The following is a 16893-nucleotide window of genomic DNA, read 5'->3' as shown; positions in this document are numbered from 1 at the left end:
CCGCCCCAACAGGGGGGCCTTCCACGCGAGCCACATCCATCGCACCGGGTGTGCCGAACCCGAGACACCGTTGCCGACAGCGGCGCCGGTGGCAGTCCTGAATCGAACAGGGTGAGCCGTCACACCGACACGGACCCGCCCGTCTGGAGACAAGTCATGCAGCAACCCGCCCTGCCCGGCGCCGGCCGGCCGCACACGCCTACCCCCCAATCCCGTCCCCCCGCCATCCGATCCACCGCTTCACGCGCTCGCTGTTCGGCCAGGTGCTGATCGCGCTGGTGCTGGGCACCGTGCTCGGGCTGGCCTTTCCGGAGTTCGCCGCCAAGCTCAAGCCGCTCGGCGACGCCTTCATCAAGCTGATCAAGATGCTGATCGCGCCGATCGTGTTCTGCGTGGTGGTGGCCGGCATCTGCGGCGCCGGCGAGCTGAAGAAGGTCGGCCGCGTCGGCGTCAAGGCGGTGGTCTATTTCGAGATCGTCACCACCATCGCGCTGGCGCTGGGCATCCTGCTGGCCTACGTGTTCCAGCCGGGCGCCGGCATGAACGTCAACCCGGCTTCGCTCGACGCCTCGGCGATGAGCGCCTATGTCGACAACGCGGCCAAGGTGGCCAGCGGCGGCACCGTCGACTTCCTGCTCAAGCTGATTCCGTCGACCGTGATCGGCGCCTTCTCGTCGGGCGACGTGCTGCAGGTGCTGCTGGTGTCCGTGCTGTTCGGCTGCGCGCTGTCGCTGATCGGCGAGCCGGGCCGGCCGCTGGTCCGGCTGATCGACACCTTCTCGCAGACGCTGTTCAAGATGATGGGCTTCATCATCAAGCTGGCGCCGCTGGGCGTGCTGGGCGCGGTGGCGTTCACCGTCGGCAAGTACGGCATCGGCTCGCTCAAGCAGCTGGGCTTCCTGGTGGTGCTGTTCTACGGCGCGGTGGTCGTGTTCGTGGCCGTGGTGCTCGGCACCGTGATGCGGCTGTCGGGCTTCTCGGTGTTCAAGCTGATCAAGTACCTGCGCGCCGAGCTGCTGGTGGTGTTGGGCACCGCCTCGTCGGACAGCGTGCTGCCGCAGGTCATGCGCAAGCTCGAATTCATGGGCATCCGCAAGTCGGTGGTGGGCCTGGTGATCCCGACCGGCTACTCGTTCAACCTCGACGCCTTCTCGATCTACCTGACGCTCGCCGCGGTGTTCATCGCGCAGGCCACCAATACCGCGCTGTCGATGGCCGACCTGCTGGGCATCCTGGCGGTCGCGCTGGTGACCTCCAAGGGCGCGCACGGCATCCCCGGCTCCGCCATCGTGATCCTGGCCGCGACGCTGTCCGCGCATCCGGCAATCCCGGCGATCGGCCTGGTGCTGGTGCTGTCGGTCGACTGGTTCATCGGCATCGCCCGCGCGCTGGGCAACCTGATCGGCAACTGCGTCGCCACCGTGGTGGTCGCGGCGTGGGAGAAGGACATCGACCGCGAACGCGCGCATGCGGTGCTGAACGGCGAGATCCCGGCCGCCGAACTGGACGAGGGGCTCAGCGCCCCGGTGCTCGATGGCCTGGACGGGCTCGAGGGTGGCCACGCGGCCCCCGGGTATGCGCCGGTGCCGGGTAAAGCCACGGGACGATAGAATTCGGCATTTCCCCCAAGCGCGCCGCCCGCGCTGCGCCCCATGCCCGAGCATATCGACCCTGCCATGACCGCCGAGGCGATCGCCGACGACATCGTCGCGGCGATCGTCTCGCACCGCCTGCCGCCCGGCACCAAGCTGCGCGAGGAGGCTCTGGCGGCGGTCTACCGGGTCAGCCGCACCAAGGTGCGCGCGGCGCTGCTGATGCTGTCCAAGGACAAGGTGATCCAGATCGTGCCCGACAAGGGCGCCTTCGTCGCCAAGCCCAGCGCCGAGGAGGCGCGCGAGGTCTTTGCCGTGCGGCGCATCCTGGAGGCCGCGCTGGCCCGCGAGTTCGTCGCGCGCGCCACCGCCGCCGACTACAAGCGGATCGACAAGCATCTGGCCGCCGAAAGGAAGGCCCTGGCCGGCAACGACGCGCAGACCCGCACCCGCCTGCTCAGCGACTTCCATATCCTGCTGGCCGAGGTGGTCGGCAACAAGGTACTGATCGAGATGCTGCACGAGCTGTCGATGCGCAGCGCGGTGATCACCATGCTGTACCAGTCGCGGCGGGACGCGGCGTGCTCGTCCGACGAGCATCGCGAATTCATCGAAGCGGCGCGCGCCGGCGACGCCGAGCGCGCGGTCGAACTGATGGTCGGCCACCTGAGCCATGTCGAGGGTGCGCTGCACTTCGACGAGGTACCGGCGCCGGCCGGCAAGGACCTGGTGGCGGCGCTGCTGGCCTGACGCCTTCTTCGACGGCGCGCGCCGTCAACGCCTGCGCCGGCGCGACCACCACCACAGCGCGTACACCGCGACATTGATCCCCCACCACCAGCGCGCCCAGCCACAGTTGGGTCTCGCGCGTCAGCGCCTGCGGGTACAGCAGCGGCAGCAGGTACTGCTCGACGAAGCCGCCGGCATAGCCCTGTTCGCCGGCCGCATGCCGCAGGCGGTTTTCCAGCGGCGTCAGCGGGCAGATCCAGCCGGTCCATTCGACGGTGGCGCCCCCACAGCGCGGCCGGCAGATGCAGCCATGCGACGCGGGGCCAGCGCCACAGCAGCACGCCGCCCGCGACCACGAAGGCGACGAACAGCAGGTGCAGCAGCACCACGGCGTCGGCCAGCCAGGCAGCCATCGGCCCTCCTCTGCAAAACGAGCGCTGCGGGTCCTTACGGGCAGCCGGAACGCGCGGTCCAGTAGCCCGGGCGGTTGAATTCGGTCTTCAGGTGCTCGATGAAGAAGCGGATCTTCGCCGGGACGGGCCGCTGCTGCGGGTACACCGCCAGGATGTCGTAATCGGGCAAGGCGTATTCGTCCAGCACCGTGATCAGCTCCCCGCTCTCGAGCTGCGGCAGGATCTCCCACGTCGAGCGCCAGCCCAGCCCCAGCCCCTCGCAGGTCCAGCGGTGCAGCAGCTCGCCGTCGTTGCAGTCCAGATTGCCGGTCACGCGCACGCTGACGGCCTTGCCGTTCTGGCGGAAGTACCAGCCGCGCTGCTGCCCGCCCTGCAGGTTGAACGCCAGGCAGTTGTGCTGCGCCAGGTCGTCGAGCGTGCGGGGCACGCCGTGCCGCGCGAAGTAGGCCGGCGTGCCGCACACCACGCGTTTGTTGGTCGCCAGCTTGATCGCGACGAAGTTGGGGTCGATCGCGCCGCCGATGCGGATGCCGACATCGTAGCCCTCGCGCACCAGGTCGACCACGCGGTCGGTCAGGTTGAACGAGATCTGCACCTCGGGATTGTTGGCGAGGAATGCCGGCGCGTGTGGCGCCACATGCTTGCGGCCGAACGCCGCCGGCGCGGAGACGATCAGGTGGCCGGTCGCCTTGTGGCGCCCTTCGGCGATCAGCATCTCGGCACGGTCCAGGTCCGCCAGCGCCTTCTTGCACTGCTCCATGAAGGCGGCGCCCTGCTCGGTCACCACGATGCGCCGCGTGGAGCGGTGCAGCAATTTGACGCCGATGCGCGCCTCCAGCGCATTGATGCGCCGGCCGATCATCACCGGCGTCACGCCCTGGGTCAGCGCGGCGGCGGCCATGCTGCCCTGCTCCACCACCGAGATGAAGGCCTCGATCTGTTTGAGTTTGTCCAACGTTTGTCTCCTCCCGCGCACGATTGTGCGCCGCGCCGCCACGCCGCGGCATCTGCCGCGCGCTATGCCGGCAATGCGCCGCAGCGCATGACGCCGGTGAAGGCGGACGGTGCGCCGGCGCACGCGCCATACGACATCATTCCAAACCTCAGGTATGGAATCAACTGATCTCTCTTCCCTTTATCGCAGCGCCAAGGCGGTAATAGGATCGACTCCAACGGATTGGATCACCCTTGGAGACAGACATGCCGAAGATGAGAGCAGTGGACGCGGCGGTAGCCGTGCTGGAAAAGGAAGGCATCACCGTGGCGTTCGGCGTACCCGGCGCCGCCATCAACCCGCTGTACTCGGCCCTGCGCAAGACGGGCTCGATCGACCACTACCTGGCGCGCCACGTCGAGGGCGCCTCGCACATGGCCGAGGGCTATACCCGCGCCGAGGCCGGCAATATCGGCGTCTGCATCGGCACCTCGGGCCCCGCTGGCACCGACATGATCACCGGGCTGTACTCGGCCTGGGCCGACTCGATTCCCATCCTCTGCATCACCGGCCAGGCGCCGCGCGCCCGCCTGTACAAGGAGGACTTCCAGGCCGTCGACATCGAATCGATCGCCAAGCCCGTGACCAAGTGGGCCGTGACCGTGCGCGAGCCGGCGCTGGTGCCGCAGGTCTTCCAGCAGGCCTTCCACCTGATGCGTTCGGGCCGTCCGGGTCCGGTGCTGATCGACCTGCCGTTCGACGTGCAGGTCGCCGAGATCGAATTCGATCCGGAAACGTACCAGCCGCTGCAGCCGTACAAGCCGGCCGCCTCGCGCGCGCAGATCGAGAAGGCGATCTCGATGCTGAACGCCTCGGCCAAGCCGCTGATCGTCTGCGGCGGCGGCGTGATCAATGCCGATGCGGCCGAGCTGCTGGTCGAATTCGCCGAGCTGGTCAACGTGCCGGTGGTGCCGACGCTGATGGGCTGGGGCGTGCTGGCCGACGACCATCCGCTGCAGGCCGGCATGGTCGGGCTGCAGACCTCGCACCGCTACGGCAATGCGAACCTGCTGGCGTCGGACTTCGTGATGGGCATCGGCAACCGCTGGGCCAACCGCCACACCGGTAGCGTCGAGGTCTACACCAAGGGCCGCAAGTTCGTGCACGTCGACATCGAGCCGACGCAGATCGGCCGCGTGTTCGGCCCGGACCTGGGCATCGTCTCCGATGCCAAGCTGGCGCTCGAGCAGTTCGTCGAGGTCGCCCGCGAGATGAAGCAGGCCGGCCGGCTGCCGTGCCGCAAGGCCTGGGTCGCCGAGGTGCAGCAGCGGCGCCGCACCATGCACCGCAAGAGCGATTTCGACAACGTTCCGGTCAAGCCGCAGCGCGTCTATCGCGAGATGAACCAGTACTTCCCGCGCGACGTGCGCTACGTCAGCACGATCGGCCTGTCGCAGATCGCCGCGGCGCAGTTCCTGTCGGTCAACCAGCCGCGCCACTGGATCAACTGCGGCCAAGCCGGCCCGCTGGGCTGGACCATTCCGGCCGCGATCGGCGTCAAGGTGGCCTCGCCCGAATCGGATGTGGTGGCGATCTCCGGCGACTACGACTTCCAGTTCATGATCGAGGAGCTGGCGGTGGCGGCGCAGTTCAAGGTGCCGTACATCCACGTGCTGGTGAACAACTCCTACCTCGGCCTGATCCGCCAGGCGCAGCGCAATTTCGAGATGGACTACTGCGTGCAGCTGGCCTTCGACAACATCAACGCGCCCGAGCTCCAGGGCTATGGTGTCGACCACGTCAAGGTGGTCGAGGGCCTGGGCTGCAAGGCGATCCGCGTGTTCAAGCCCGAGGACATCGCGCCGGCCTTCGCCGAGGCGCGCGACCTGATGGCCGAGTTCTCGGTACCGGTGGTGGTCGAGGTGATCCTCGAGCGCGTGACCAATATCGCGATGGGCACCGAGATCGACAACATCAACGAGTTCGAGCCGATCGAGGACCGCGTCGACGAAGAGGCCGACACGGCGATCCTGAAGGAAGAAGCGGAAACGGCCTGACGCGCGCGCAGGCGGAGGCGGGCTTGTCCACACAGCCATGCTTCCGCCGCCCCGATGGCCACACCGACAACCCCACCCAGACTCTGGAGACATCCATGCCGAAACTGGCTGCCAATCTGACCATGCTGTTCAACGAGGTCGGCTTCCTCGACCGCTTCGAAGCCGCCGCGCGCGCGGGCTTTCGCGGCGTCGAGTTCCTGTTCCCCTATGCCTTCCACGCCGACCAGATCGCCGATCGGCTCAACCGCTTCCAGCTCGACCTGGTGCTGCACAACCTGCCGGCCGGCAAGTGGGAAGCGGGCGAGCGCGGCATCGCCTGCCACCCGGATCGCGTCGGCGAATTCCAGGACGGCGTCGGCGACGCGATCCAGTACGCCAAGGTGCTGGGCGTGCAGCAGCTGAACTGCCTGGTCGGCATCCTGCCGCAGAACGTCAGGCGCGAGCAGGCACAGGAGACGCTGGTCGAGAACCTGCGCTTCGCTGCCCGCAAGCTCGCCGCCGAGAAGATCGACCTGCTGATCGAGCCGATCAATACCTTCGACATTCCGGGCTTCTTCCTGTCGCGCACGCAGCAGGCACTCGACCTGATCGAACAGGTGGGCGAACCCAACCTGTACGTGCAGTACGACATCTATCACATGCAGCGGATGGAAGGCGAAATCGCCGCGACGCTGAAGGCCAACCTGCCGCGCATCAGGCATGTGCAGCTGGCCGACAACCCGGGCCGCAACGAGCCGGGCACCGGCGAGCTGAACTACGGCTTCCTGTTCTCCTGGCTCGACCAGATCGGCTACACCGGCTGGGTCGGCTGCGAATACAAGCCGCGCACGAGCACCGAGGCGGGCCTGGGCTGGCGCGCTCAGTTCGGCGTGCAGTGATCCCGCCGGACCGCAACGGCGACAGAACCAGAACAGATTTCATTCATCACCATTCCAAGGAGACTCACCATGGCAAACCAACGCAACGTCGGCTTCATCGGCCTGGGCATCATGGGCGCGCCGATGGCCGGCCACCTGCGCGCGGCCGGCCACACGCTGTTCGTCCATGACGTCAACCCCCGCGCCGCAGGCCCTGGTCGACGCTGGCGTCACGGTCTGCACCAGCGCCGAGGAGGTCGCCAAGCGCGCCGACATCGTGATCATCATGGTGCCCGACACCCCGCACGTGGAGAGCGTGCTGTTCAGCGAGAAGGGCGTGGCCGCCGCGCTGAAGGCGGCCGGCAAGGAAGCCTCGCACAGCAAGATCGTGGTCGACATGAGCTCGATCTCGCCGATCGCCACCAAGGACTTCGCGGCGCGCATCAACAAGCTGGGCGCGGCCTATCTCGACGCGCCGGTGTCGGGCGGCGAAGTGGGCGCGAAGGCCGCCACGCTGACCATCATGGTCGGCGGCCCGGCCGAGGCCTTCGAGGAGGTCAAGCCGCTGTTCGAGCTGATGGGCAAGAACATCACGCTGGTCGGCGGCAACGGCGACGGCCAGACCACCAAGGTCGCCAACCAGATCATCGTCGCGCTGAACATCCAGGCCGTCGCCGAGGCGCTGCTGTTTGCCTCGAAGGCCGGCGCGGATCCGGCCAAGGTGCGCCAGGCGCTGATGGGCGGCTTCGCGTCGTCGCGCATCCTGGAGGTGCACGGCGAACGCATGGTCAAGCGCACCTTCGATCCGGGCTTCCGCATCGAACTGCACCAGAAGGACCTGAACCTGGCGCTGCAGGGCGCCAAGGCGCTGGGCGTGGCGCTGCCGAACACCGCGACCGCGCAGGAGCTGTTCAACACCTGCGCCGCCAATGGCTTCGGCAAGCAGGATCACTCGGCGCTGTGCCGCGCGATCGAGCTGATGTCGAACCATACGATCGCGGAGTAGGCCGCGAAGCAAGCCGCGAAGTAAGTCGCGAAGTAAGTCGAACAGGCGCGTGCGAGCGATCCACGCGCCCGCCTCGTCCGTGCCGGTGTTCGCCGGCGCGGACGCTCACCGCCACGCCATCCCGCCATCCCATCGCGCACCGCCATGTATTCCGATTCCCACGCCGCCCTGCTGACGCCAACGCGTCGCGACAGTCTTGCCGATCCGCGCGCGCTGCTGCGCGAGCTGTTCGACACCGCGGTCGCCGCGGTCAGTCCGGGCCAGTGCCTGCCGCCGCAACTGCCGCCGCCGCCGAAGGGCCGCACCGTAGTGATCGGCGCGGGCAAGGCCGCCGCGTCGATGGCGCAGGCGGTCGAGGCCCACTGGCAGGGCGAGCTGTCGGGACTGGTGGTGACGCGCTACGGCCACGGCGCGCCGTGCGCGCGCATCGAGGTCGTCGAGGCCGCGCATCCGGTGCCCGACGCCGCGGGGCAGCAGGCCGCGCAGCGCATGGTCGAGATGGTCGAGGGACTGAGCGCCGACGACCTGGTGCTGTGCCTGATCTCGGGCGGCGGCTCGGCGCTGCTGGCCGCGCCCGCACCGGGGCTGACGCTGGCCGACAAGCAGGCCGTCAACAAGGCGCTGCTGCGCAGCGGCGCGAACATCGGCGAGATGAATTGCGTGCGCAAGCATCTGTCCGCGCTCAAGGGCGGCAGGCTCGCGCTGCAATGCGCGCCGGCGCGCGTCGAGACGCTGCTGATCTCCGACATCCCGGGCGACGATCCGACGCTGATCGCCAGCGGTCCGACCTTGCCCGACGCCACCACCTGCGCCGATGCGCTGGCGGTGATCGGCAAGTACGGCATCGAGGTGCCTGCGGCCGTGCGCGCGCATCTGCAGAGCGGGGCCGGTGAAACGCCCAAGCCCGGCGACGCGCGCTTCGACGGGCATCGCAGCGTGACGCTGGCCACCGCGCAGCAGGCGCTGGAAGCGGCCGCCGCGCGCGCCCGCGCGCTCGGCATCGAGGCCCACATTCTTTCGGACTGCATCGAGGGCGAGGCGCGCGAGGTCGCGTTGGTGCACGCCGCGCTGGCACGCCAGGTCGCCCAGCGCAGCCAGCCGTGGCGCAAGCCCTGCGTGCTGCTGTCGGGCGGCGAGACCACGGTCACCGTGCGCGGCAACGGCCGCGGCGGACGCAACGCCGAATTCCTGCTGTCGCTCGCGGTCGCGCTCGACGGCCTGCCCGGCGTGCATGCGATCGCCGCCGACACCGACGGCATCGACGGCTCCGAAGACAACGCCGGCGCGCTGCTGTCGCCCGACACGCTGGCGCGCGCCGCCGCGCGCGGCGTGTCGGCACGCGCGCGCCTGGCCGACAACGACGGCTACGGCTTCTTCGCCGCGCTCGACGATCTGATCGTCACCGGGCCGACGCGCACCAACGTCAACGACTTCCGCGCGATGCTGATTCTCTGACGATGGCCCTGCGACGTCGTCACGCCTGTCGCCATCGGCAACGCGCACGACCGCAGCCACGATCGCGACACGGAATCGCCCCCGGCACGGCAACGTGCCCCATCACAACCGCAATACCGCAACACCGCACCACTGCAAACACCGCAACAGGAGACACCATGAGACGCCAGCGCAAAGCCAAGATCGTTGCCACGCTGGGACCGGCGAGCACCGATATCGCGGTGATCCGGCAGCTGTTCGAGGCCGGCGCCGACGTGTTCCGGCTGAACTTCAGCCACGGCACGCACGAGGACCATCGGCAGCGCTACCAGGCCGTGCGCCAGGTCGAGGCCGAGACCGGCCGTCCGATCGCGGTGCTGGCCGATCTGCAGGGGCCGAAGCTGCGCATCGGCACCTTCGCGGTCGGCAAGGTTGCGGTCAAGGCCGGCGATCCCTTCGTGCTCGACAGCGATCCGACCCCCGGCGACGCGACGCGCGTGCATCTGCCCCATCCGGAACTGTTCCGCGTCGCCGCGCCGGGCCAGTCGCTGCTGATCGACGACGGCAAGGTGCAGCTGCGGATCGAATCGGTGTCCGCGGGCAGCATCGCCACGCGCGTGGTCAATCACGGCACGCTGTCGGACCGCAAGGGTGTCAACGTGCCGGACGCGGTGATTCCGATTCCGGCGCTGACCGACAAGGACCGCCGCGATCTCGAGTTCGCGCTGTCGCTGGGCGCGGACTGGATCGCGCTGTCCTTCGTGCAGCGTCCGTCGGACATCGTCGAGGCGCGCGAGCTGATCGGCACGCGCGCCGGCGTGCTGTCGAAGATCGAGAAGCCGGCCGCGCTGCAGCAGCTCGACGAGATCGTCCGGGTGTCCGACGCGGTGATGGTCGCGCGCGGCGACCTCGGCGTGGAATTGCCGCCGGAGCGCGTGCCCGGCGTGCAGAAGCGCATCCTGCGCGTGTGCCGCCAACTCGGCAAGCCGATCGTGATCGCCACGCAGATGCTCGAATCGATGATCGACTCGCCGGTGCCGACGCGCGCCGAGGCGTCGGATGTCGCCAGCGCGATCTACGACGGCGCCGATGCGGTGATGCTGTCGGCCGAATCGGCCAACGGACGCCACCCGGTACCCGCGGTCGCGATGATGAACCGCATCATTACCGAGGTCGAACGCGACCCGCTCTATCGCAATCTGCTCGACGCCCAGCACGAGGCGCCGCTGTCGACGCGGCAGGACGCGATCTGCGCCGCGCTGCGCGAGGTCACGCAGATCATCGGCGCGGCCGCGACGGTGACCTATACCTCGTCGGGCGCGACCGCGCTGCGCGCCGCGCGCGAGCGGCCGTGCGCGCCGATCGTCAGCATCACGCCGCATGTCGAGATCGCGCGGCGGCTGGCGCTGGCCTGGGGCGTGCATTCGACGGTCAGCCCGGATGTGCAGAGCGTCGACGAGATGGTCGACGCGGCAACGCGCGCGGCGCTGACCGAGGGCTATGCCGAGCCCGGCGACCAGATCACCATCGCGGCGGGCATGCCGTTCGGCCAGGGCGGCACGACCAATCTGCTGCGCGTCGCCGAGGTCGGCGGCACGAAGGTGCCGGCCACCGCCGCGGTCGAGGCTTCGAGCGCCGTGCCCGCTTGAAGTCGGATGCTCTGGGCAGCCCCAGCTGGCGCGCTCCGGCCGCGCAAGCCGGGACCCTCCCGCGTGCGTCGGGGCGCCCACCCCCCAAGCCCGGACACCCTGCCCGCCTGAAGCCGGCGGGCCTCCCCCGCAAACCCGCGCCAGTGCCGCCATTGCTATACTTGGCGGCACTTCGCGGCCGGGGCCCCTGTGCCCCCTTCCGTGGCCGCGTACCTGAACCAGCGGAGCCACCATGCGCCTTGACGACGAAGCCGAAAGCCAACATGTGGAAGACCGGCGAGGCGGCAGAGGCTTCGGTGCCGGCGGCAAGACCATCGGCATCGGCACGATCCTGGTCGCGCTCGCCGCCTCCTACTTCTTCGGCATCGATCCCACCGTGATCATGCAGGGCGCCTCGGTGCTGCAGCAGTCCGAGACCCCGCAGCAGCAGGCCACCCAGGGCCCGCCCGCCACCGATCCCATGTCCGTGTTCGTGCGCAAGGTGCTCGGCAGCACCGAGCGCACCTGGTCGCGGCTGTTCGAAACCGAGCTGAACCGGCGTTACGAACCGCCGACGCTGGTGCTGTTTACCGGCGCCACGCAGACCGCCTGCGGCATGGGCCAGTCCGCGATGGGACCGTTCTATTGCCCCGCCGACCAGAAGGTCTATATCGACCTGGCGTTCTATGACGAGCTGCGCAAGCGCTTCGGCGCGGCCGGCGACTTCGCCCAGGCCTATGTGATCGCGCACGAGGTCGGCCACCATGTGCAGCACCTGCTCGGCGTGGCGGACAAGGTCGACAGCGCGCGTCGGCGCATGGGCGAGGCGCAGGCCAACCAGCTGTCGGTGCGGATGGAGCTGCAGGCCGATTGCCTGGCCGGCGTCTGGGCCGCGGCCGCGCAACGCGCCAATCAGCAGCTGCTCGAACCCGGGGATATCGAAGAAGGACTGCAGGCCGCCGCCGCGATCGGCGACGACCGTCTGCAGCGCCAGTCGCAAGGCTATGTCGTGCCCGAAGCCTTCACGCACGGCACCAGCGAGCAGCGGGTCCGCTGGCTGCGGCGCGGGCTCGAGTCGGCCGATATCGGCCGCTGCGACGCCTTCGCGGCGCGCCAGCTCTAAAGCCGGCGCGCGCGGCAGACAAGGAACTGCGCGGACCTGCGGAATAAAAAACACCCACCCGGAGAGAGAGAGAAGGAGGAAAGGAGGTCAACCGGGCAGGTGGGAGATAAACCGATAAGCCGGTGTGGCCGGCGCGCTTGCGTGGCGGTGGCGTGAGGTGGTAACCCGTTGCCCCCGGACGCGGCGCCGGCCCGGCGTCAGACGCGATAGCCGTACAGCGAGCCGTCGCCGCTGCGGGCGTTGTCCAGCGAGGTGGCGGCAATCTCGCCGCTCGGCGCACGGGCGCCTTCGCTGAAGCTGTCGAACTGGCCCTGGCGGGTGCCTTCGCTGTAGGGATCGAACTTGCCCTGGCGAGCGCCTTCGCTGAAGGTATCGAACTTGCCCTGGCGGGCGCCGTCGGTGAAGGTGTTGAACTTGCCGGCGCGCAGCGCATCGGCATAGACGTCGAACTTGCCGACCTTGCTCGAGGTGGCGGGCGCGGCCACGGCGACCGCCGAGGTCGCGGCCACGATGGCGGCCAACGCGCCGCCGATGATACGGCTGGTGATCATTTGGGACTCCTTCAACTGAGCTTTATTTGTGTGTCAGCTACCTGCTGCCCCTGAGCGATCTATGTCGCCATGTGAGCACGGGTTGAAGGTTAGTCCCTGGCCTTGCGGCCACAAATGGGGCTGCGACGAATGGTGAGTTGCGCGCCGTGAAACGACAACGTGGCGGAACCAGCGGCGCCCGCGCGAGGCGCCGCGGCGGGGCCGCCGGCCCTTTCCAGCGTGAACTACAGCGTGAACTGCAACGTGAACGGCAGCCTGAACTACAGCGTGAACTGGCCGTTGGCCTCGGGCTGGTAGGACAGCTCCAGCACCGTCACCCGCTGTTCGCGGCCGTCCGGCAGCCGGTAGCTGACCGTCTCGCCCGCGCGGGCGCCCAGCAGCGCCTGGCCGACCGGCGAGAACACGGAGATCCGACCCGCCTCGAAATCGGCGCTGTCCGGGTACACCAGCGTCCACTCGCGCGGCGCCGGGTCGCCTTCCAGCGCGCAGCGCACCGTCGAGTTCATCGTCACCACGTCCTGGGGGATCGCGTCGGGCGGCACGATCGCGGCGCGGGCCAGCAGGTCGTCCAGCATCTCGGCGATGCCGTTGGCGGGGGCCCGGCTGGCGATGCGCTCCAGTCGGGTCACGTCGAGTTCGGTCAGGTACAGCGTGGGCTGCAGCGAAGCGGATGCGGTCATGGCGGCTCCTGTATGGCTTGCGCGCCCCTGGGCGCGCTGGTCTTGCTTGTCTGTTGGATTCGGCCGGATCGGCGTCCGCGCGGCGATAAGGCCGGTGGGCGCCCGGCGTGCGGCTACTCCGACCGGCGCGCGTGGCGGGAAAACGATCCGGAAAAGGAGGCTCGGGCCCGGTTCGGCTGGCCCGGCGCGACTGCGGTGCGGCTAGGCTGGGAACCGGGCGGGATCAAGCGGGGTGGAGATTCGGCGCGTGATCCGGCGGGAGGGGACGGCGGCCAGGCTGGCCGCCATGCGCGGTGCGCGCATCAGCGGTGCGCGCATGCGGGCCGCGTTCGCGATCTGCCGCGCCACGCGCGCGCCAGCCAGCCGGGCAAGGCGGCGGGCCTGGGCGAACGAGACGAAGCGGCGAGCGAACATCGGCAAAGGGTTCGGTTGGGGATTCGGCCCCGGCGGTCCGGTGGCCAGGTGGCCATGTAGCCATGAGGCCGAATGTCGGAATCCGGAAACGGAAAGCCAGGCGTCAAAAAAAGCGGGCGCGACGAATCGCGTGACCGGTTATCGGGATGCTAGCACAGCACCGGCAAAGCGGCGTGGCCCTGGGCCGCCGCGGCTCAGTGCGGATGGCCCGCTTCGGTGCGGTGGCACTCGCAGGGGCCGCCGCCGGCCGCCTGCTGCAGGTTCTGCAGGATGCCGCATTCGCTGGCGCGGTGGCCCTCGTCGCATGTGTGCCGCAGCGCCCGCAGCTGGCTCTCCAGCGCCTCCAGCGCCAGGCGCTGCGCGTGGATCTGCTCGATCTGCCGGTCCAGCAGCGAATTGATGCCGTCGCAGGCCGCGCTCGGATCGCGCGCGAAATCGCGCAACCGGCGCACGTCGGACAGGCTCATGCCCAGCGAGCGGCAATGGCGCACGAAGTTCAGCTGCACCAGATGGGCGTCGCCGTAGCGCCGATAGCCGTTGTCCTCGCGCTGGGGCGCATCGAGCAGGCCCTCGCGCTCGTAGTAGCGGATGGTCTCCGCGTCGCAGCCCGACTGGCGGGCGAGTTCTCCGATTCTCATGACACTCACCTTGTAGCGATTACAGGGTTTTCAAGGGGGCAGTGTAGTCCAGCCCGGAGCGGCTTGCCGGTAACCGCTTCCTCGGATGCCGGAGGGACCTCCGGCTCCCCGGTCTTGCCGAGGGCACCGGCTCCGGTCTTCCCGAGGGGGCGCACAAATCGAGCGATCTCCCATCGCGAATGGCGCGTTCGCATCTCAGGTAGAATCGCCGCAACCGGGTGGGGCAGCGTACCCGCCCGGCACTTTTTCGAACCCCCACTCGAACCTCGTGCTGCGTCCCGCCACCTTCGTGCGATCGCTGCAGCGGCTGCTCCGGCTGTCGCTGCTGCCGCTGCTGCTCGCCCTGCTGCCGTTGCATGGCTGGGCAGGCGCCGGCATGCCCGCGGGCGGCGCGGCGGTGCATGGGATCGAATCCGTCGAGGTCGCCGAAGCCATCGAGGTCATCGAGGTCATTGGTGCCTTCGACGCGGTCTTGGCCAGCGGCACCAGTGCCGCCAGTGCCGCCGATGTGCTCGGCCCCCCTCTGCGATCCGGCCTCGGACTCCAGCGCGCCAGGCCCCACGCCGTTTGCCGACGCCGGCGAAGCCGCGCCGTCCGGCGCCGATCTGGCCGAACAGCTGCTGCTTCCCTCGGCGCCCGCGATGACGGACGCCGGCGGCCGCACCGGCCCGCCGGCCTACGCCGCGCTGCGGCTGCCCGAACCCGACCTGCCCCTGCTGCCGCGCCCGCCGCGCGGCTGATCCCCGGCCGTCCGCGCCGATTCCGAACCCGAAGCCCCGTGACCGCTCACGGGCCTTCGCCATGCGGCCCTGTCCGCGCCTTTTCCCTGTTGACTGAACCAAGATGAAACGCGTCCTGCTTTTCCTGGCGACCAACCTCGCCGTCATGATCGTGCTGAGCATCACCGCGAGCCTGCTCGGGGTGAATCGCTTCCTGACCGCCAACGGCCTGAACCTCGGCACGCTGCTCGCCTTCGCCGCGCTGATGGGCTTCGGCGGTGCCTTCATTTCGCTGCTGATGTCCAAGACCATCGCCAAATGGTCCACCGGCGCGCAGGTCATCACCCATCCCAGCACCAGCACCGAGCTGTGGCTGATGCAGACCGTCGAGAAGCTGGCGCAGCGCGCCGGCCTGCCGATGCCCGAGGTCGCCATCTACGAGGGCGAGCCCAATGCCTTCGCCACCGGCGCGACCAAGAAGAGCTCGCTGGTCGCGGTGTCGACCGGCCTGCTGCAGAGCATGTCGCGCGACGAGGTCGAGGCCGTGCTGGCGCACGAGGTCGCGCACGTGGCCAATGGCGACATGGTGACGCTGACGCTGATCCAGGGCGTGGTGAACACGTTCGTGATCTTCCTCGCCCGCATCGTCGGCTACTTCGTCGACTCGATGCTGCGCCGTAACGACGAGGAGTCGAGCGGCCCCGGCATCGGCTACATGGTCACGGTGATCGTCTGCGAAATCGTGTTCGGCATCCTCGCCAGCATCATCGTTGCGGCCTTCTCGCGCCATCGCGAATTCCGCGCCGACGCCGGCGCCGCCCGCCTGATGGGCACGCCGTCGCCGATGGTGGCCGCGCTGCGCCGCCTGGGCGGCATGGAAGCCGACGGCCTGCCGCAGAACATGCAGGCGATGGGCATCTCGGGCGGCAAGTCGTGGCTGGCGCTGTTCTCCAGCCACCCGCCGATCGAGGCCCGCATCGCGGCGCTGCAGGGCACGCGCTGAAGTCGAACCGCGGGGACCGCGGGACGCCCGTCGCTCAGGCGGCGGCGTTCACCGGTTCCCGCTCCGGCGTCTGCTTTTGCGACTGCGTTTGCGTCGACTGCGCCCGGAACGCGGCGCGATAGCGTTCCGGCGTGGTCCGCAGATGGCGCAGGAAGGCCTGCCGCATGCCGTCGGCGCTGCCGAATCCCGCCATACGCGCCACCGTCTCCAGCCGGCGCTCGCTCTGCTCGAGCATCCGCCGCGCCGCCTCGACCCGCTGCGTCTCCACATAGCGGGCAGGCGTCTGCCCCACCTGCTTTGCAAATACCCGCGCAAAATTGCGCGGGCTCATTGCCACCCGCTCGGCCAGCGCGCCGACCGACAGGTCCGCGTCGAGATGGTCGGCGATCCATCCCTGCAACTCCCTCAGCTCCGGACTCTGCGCCGCCTGCGCCTGCAGCGCGCTGGAGAACTGCGCCTGGCTGCCCGGCCGCCGCAGGAACAGCACCAGCTCGCGCGCCACCGCCAGCGAGGTGGCGTGGCCCAGATCGTCCTCGACCAGCGCCAGCGACAGGTCCATGCCCGCGGTGACGCCGGCCGACGTGTACAGGCGCCCGGCCTGGATCCAGATCGGATCGGCATCGACCGTCACGCGCGGATGCCGCCGCGCCAGCTTCTCGGCATGGCGCCAGTGCGTGGTGGCGCGCTGCGTATCGAGCAGCCCGGTGCGCGCCAGCACGAAGGCGCCGGTGCAGACCGCGCCCAGGCGCCGCACGCGCGGCGCCATCTCGCGTAGCCAGTGGATCAGCGCGGCGTTGTCGGCGGCCGCCGCATGGCCGGCGCCGCCCGCCAGCAGCAGCGTGTCGATCGGGCCGGGCAGCGTCTCGGCGATGCGGTGGAACGGCGCGTCGGCCAGCAGCCGGATGCCGCTCTCGGTACGGATCACCGCATCGTCGCTGACGCTGGCGATGCGGATCTGATAGGCCGGATCGGGCCGTCCCGACAGGCGGTTGGCCTGCCCGAACACGGCCGTGGGGCCGGTCACGTCGAGTTCCTGGGCCGGGTCCGGCGCGACGATCAGCACCACGCGCGGCGTGTCGGGGACGGAATGCAGATGGCTGGGCATGGACGTGGGC

At 69.4% G+C, this 16893-nt stretch carries 15 protein-coding genes and 2 pseudogenes; 10 read left to right on the top strand and 7 right to left on the bottom strand.

Features of this window, described 5'->3' with window-relative positions:
• Positions 1-230 precede the first annotated feature (230 nt).
• Together OJJOAM_RS09860 and OJJOAM_RS09855 are read left to right on the top strand one after the other, a co-directional pair.
• Positions 231-1610, top strand: a complete 1380-nt coding sequence (locus tag OJJOAM_RS09860; RefSeq protein ID WP_422649559.1) for a C4-dicarboxylate transporter DctA — start codon at positions 231-233, stop codon at positions 1608-1610.
• Positions 1611-1652: 42 nt separating this feature from the next.
• A complete protein-coding gene (locus OJJOAM_RS09855; RefSeq protein WP_174105955.1) occupies positions 1653-2342 on the top strand; it encodes a GntR family transcriptional regulator in 690 nt (229 codons plus the stop codon).
• A 24-nt stretch (positions 2343-2366) separates the two neighbouring features.
• Here OJJOAM_RS09855 and OJJOAM_RS09850 read toward each other — a convergent pair.
• Both OJJOAM_RS09850 and OJJOAM_RS09845 read right to left on the bottom strand, forming a co-directional pair.
• Positions 2367-2734 (bottom strand): annotated as a pseudogene (locus OJJOAM_RS09850) (DUF2784 domain-containing protein).
• 34 nt (positions 2735-2768) lie between these two features.
• A complete protein-coding gene (locus OJJOAM_RS09845; protein ID WP_422647857.1) occupies positions 2769-3689 on the bottom strand; it encodes a LysR substrate-binding domain-containing protein in 921 nt (306 codons plus the stop codon).
• 245 nt (positions 3690-3934) lie between these two features.
• Here OJJOAM_RS09845 and gcl point away from each other — a divergent pair, with 245 nt between their 5' ends.
• The 6 genes and pseudogenes from gcl (at position 3935) to OJJOAM_RS09815 (ending at position 11773) form a co-directional block, all read left to right on the top strand.
• A complete protein-coding gene (gene gcl, locus OJJOAM_RS09840; protein WP_422647856.1) occupies positions 3935-5725 on the top strand; it encodes a glyoxylate carboligase in 1791 nt (596 codons plus the stop codon).
• Positions 5726-5820: 95 nt separating this feature from the next.
• Complete coding sequence (gene hyi, locus OJJOAM_RS09835; RefSeq protein ID WP_422647855.1) at positions 5821-6603, top strand: hydroxypyruvate isomerase; 783 nt, start codon at positions 5821-5823, stop codon at positions 6601-6603.
• 69 nt (positions 6604-6672) lie between these two features.
• A pseudogene (glxR, locus tag OJJOAM_RS09830) lies at positions 6673-7588 on the top strand (2-hydroxy-3-oxopropionate reductase).
• Between the two features lie 144 nt (positions 7589-7732).
• Entirely contained in the window at positions 7733-9043 is a 1311-nt protein-coding gene (locus tag OJJOAM_RS09825; protein ID WP_422647854.1) for a glycerate kinase type-2 family protein, read from the top strand.
• Positions 9044-9201: 158 nt separating this feature from the next.
• Complete coding sequence (pyk, locus tag OJJOAM_RS09820; protein WP_422647853.1) at positions 9202-10671, top strand: pyruvate kinase; 1470 nt, start codon at positions 9202-9204, stop codon at positions 10669-10671.
• A 232-nt stretch (positions 10672-10903) separates the two neighbouring features.
• The gene (locus OJJOAM_RS09815) at positions 10904-11773 is read left to right on the top strand and encodes a neutral zinc metallopeptidase (RefSeq protein ID WP_422647852.1); all 870 of its coding nucleotides are present in this window, start codon (positions 10904-10906) and stop codon (positions 11771-11773) included.
• A gap of 197 nt (positions 11774-11970) precedes the next feature.
• On the opposite strand, the gene OJJOAM_RS09810 is transcribed toward OJJOAM_RS09815, so the two are convergent.
• The 4 genes from OJJOAM_RS09810 to OJJOAM_RS09795 all read right to left on the bottom strand — a co-directional run bounded on the left by OJJOAM_RS09810 (position 11971) and on the right by OJJOAM_RS09795 (position 14056).
• Positions 11971-12324 (bottom strand): hypothetical protein, encoded by a 354-nt coding sequence (locus OJJOAM_RS09810; RefSeq protein ID WP_422647851.1) that lies wholly within the window; start codon positions 12322-12324, stop codon positions 11971-11973.
• A gap of 260 nt (positions 12325-12584) precedes the next feature.
• On the bottom strand, positions 12585-13004 hold the full coding sequence (gene rnk, locus OJJOAM_RS09805) for a nucleoside diphosphate kinase regulator (protein ID WP_422647850.1): 420 nt from the start codon (positions 13002-13004) through the stop codon (positions 12585-12587).
• A gap of 201 nt (positions 13005-13205) precedes the next feature.
• Positions 13206-13424, bottom strand: coding sequence for a hypothetical protein (locus OJJOAM_RS09800; protein WP_422647849.1), 219 nt, complete (start codon positions 13422-13424; stop codon positions 13206-13208).
• A gap of 188 nt (positions 13425-13612) precedes the next feature.
• On the bottom strand, positions 13613-14056 hold the full coding sequence (locus OJJOAM_RS09795; protein ID WP_149317505.1) for a Cd(II)/Pb(II)-responsive transcriptional regulator: 444 nt from the start codon (positions 14054-14056) through the stop codon (positions 13613-13615).
• Positions 14057-14562: 506 nt separating this feature from the next.
• Between OJJOAM_RS09795 and OJJOAM_RS09790 the strand changes: the two genes are divergently transcribed.
• Both OJJOAM_RS09790 and htpX read left to right on the top strand, forming a co-directional pair.
• Positions 14563-14796 carry a hypothetical protein gene (locus OJJOAM_RS09790; RefSeq protein ID WP_422647848.1) on the top strand — a complete coding sequence of 78 codons (234 nt, stop codon included), beginning with the start codon at positions 14563-14565 and terminating at the stop codon, positions 14794-14796.
• Between the two features lie 103 nt (positions 14797-14899).
• Positions 14900-15778: a protease HtpX gene (htpX, locus tag OJJOAM_RS09785; RefSeq protein ID WP_149317504.1), complete on the top strand. Its 879-nt coding sequence runs from the start codon at positions 14900-14902 to the stop codon at positions 15776-15778.
• A 34-nt stretch (positions 15779-15812) separates the two neighbouring features.
• Here htpX and OJJOAM_RS09780 read toward each other — a convergent pair whose 3' ends face one another.
• On the bottom strand, positions 15813-16883 hold the full coding sequence (locus OJJOAM_RS09780; protein WP_422649558.1) for a GlxA family transcriptional regulator: 1071 nt from the start codon (positions 16881-16883) through the stop codon (positions 15813-15815).
• Positions 16884-16893 lie beyond the last annotated feature (10 nt).

Origin of the sequence: Cupriavidus sp. H18C1 (assembly GCF_049311595.1) — a bacterium.
GTDB classification, from domain to species: Bacteria; Pseudomonadota; Gammaproteobacteria; order Burkholderiales; family Burkholderiaceae; genus Cupriavidus; species Cupriavidus cauae.
The sequence above is the reverse complement of the archived record's forward strand: the minus strand, read 5'-3'. Positions and strand labels throughout refer to the sequence as shown.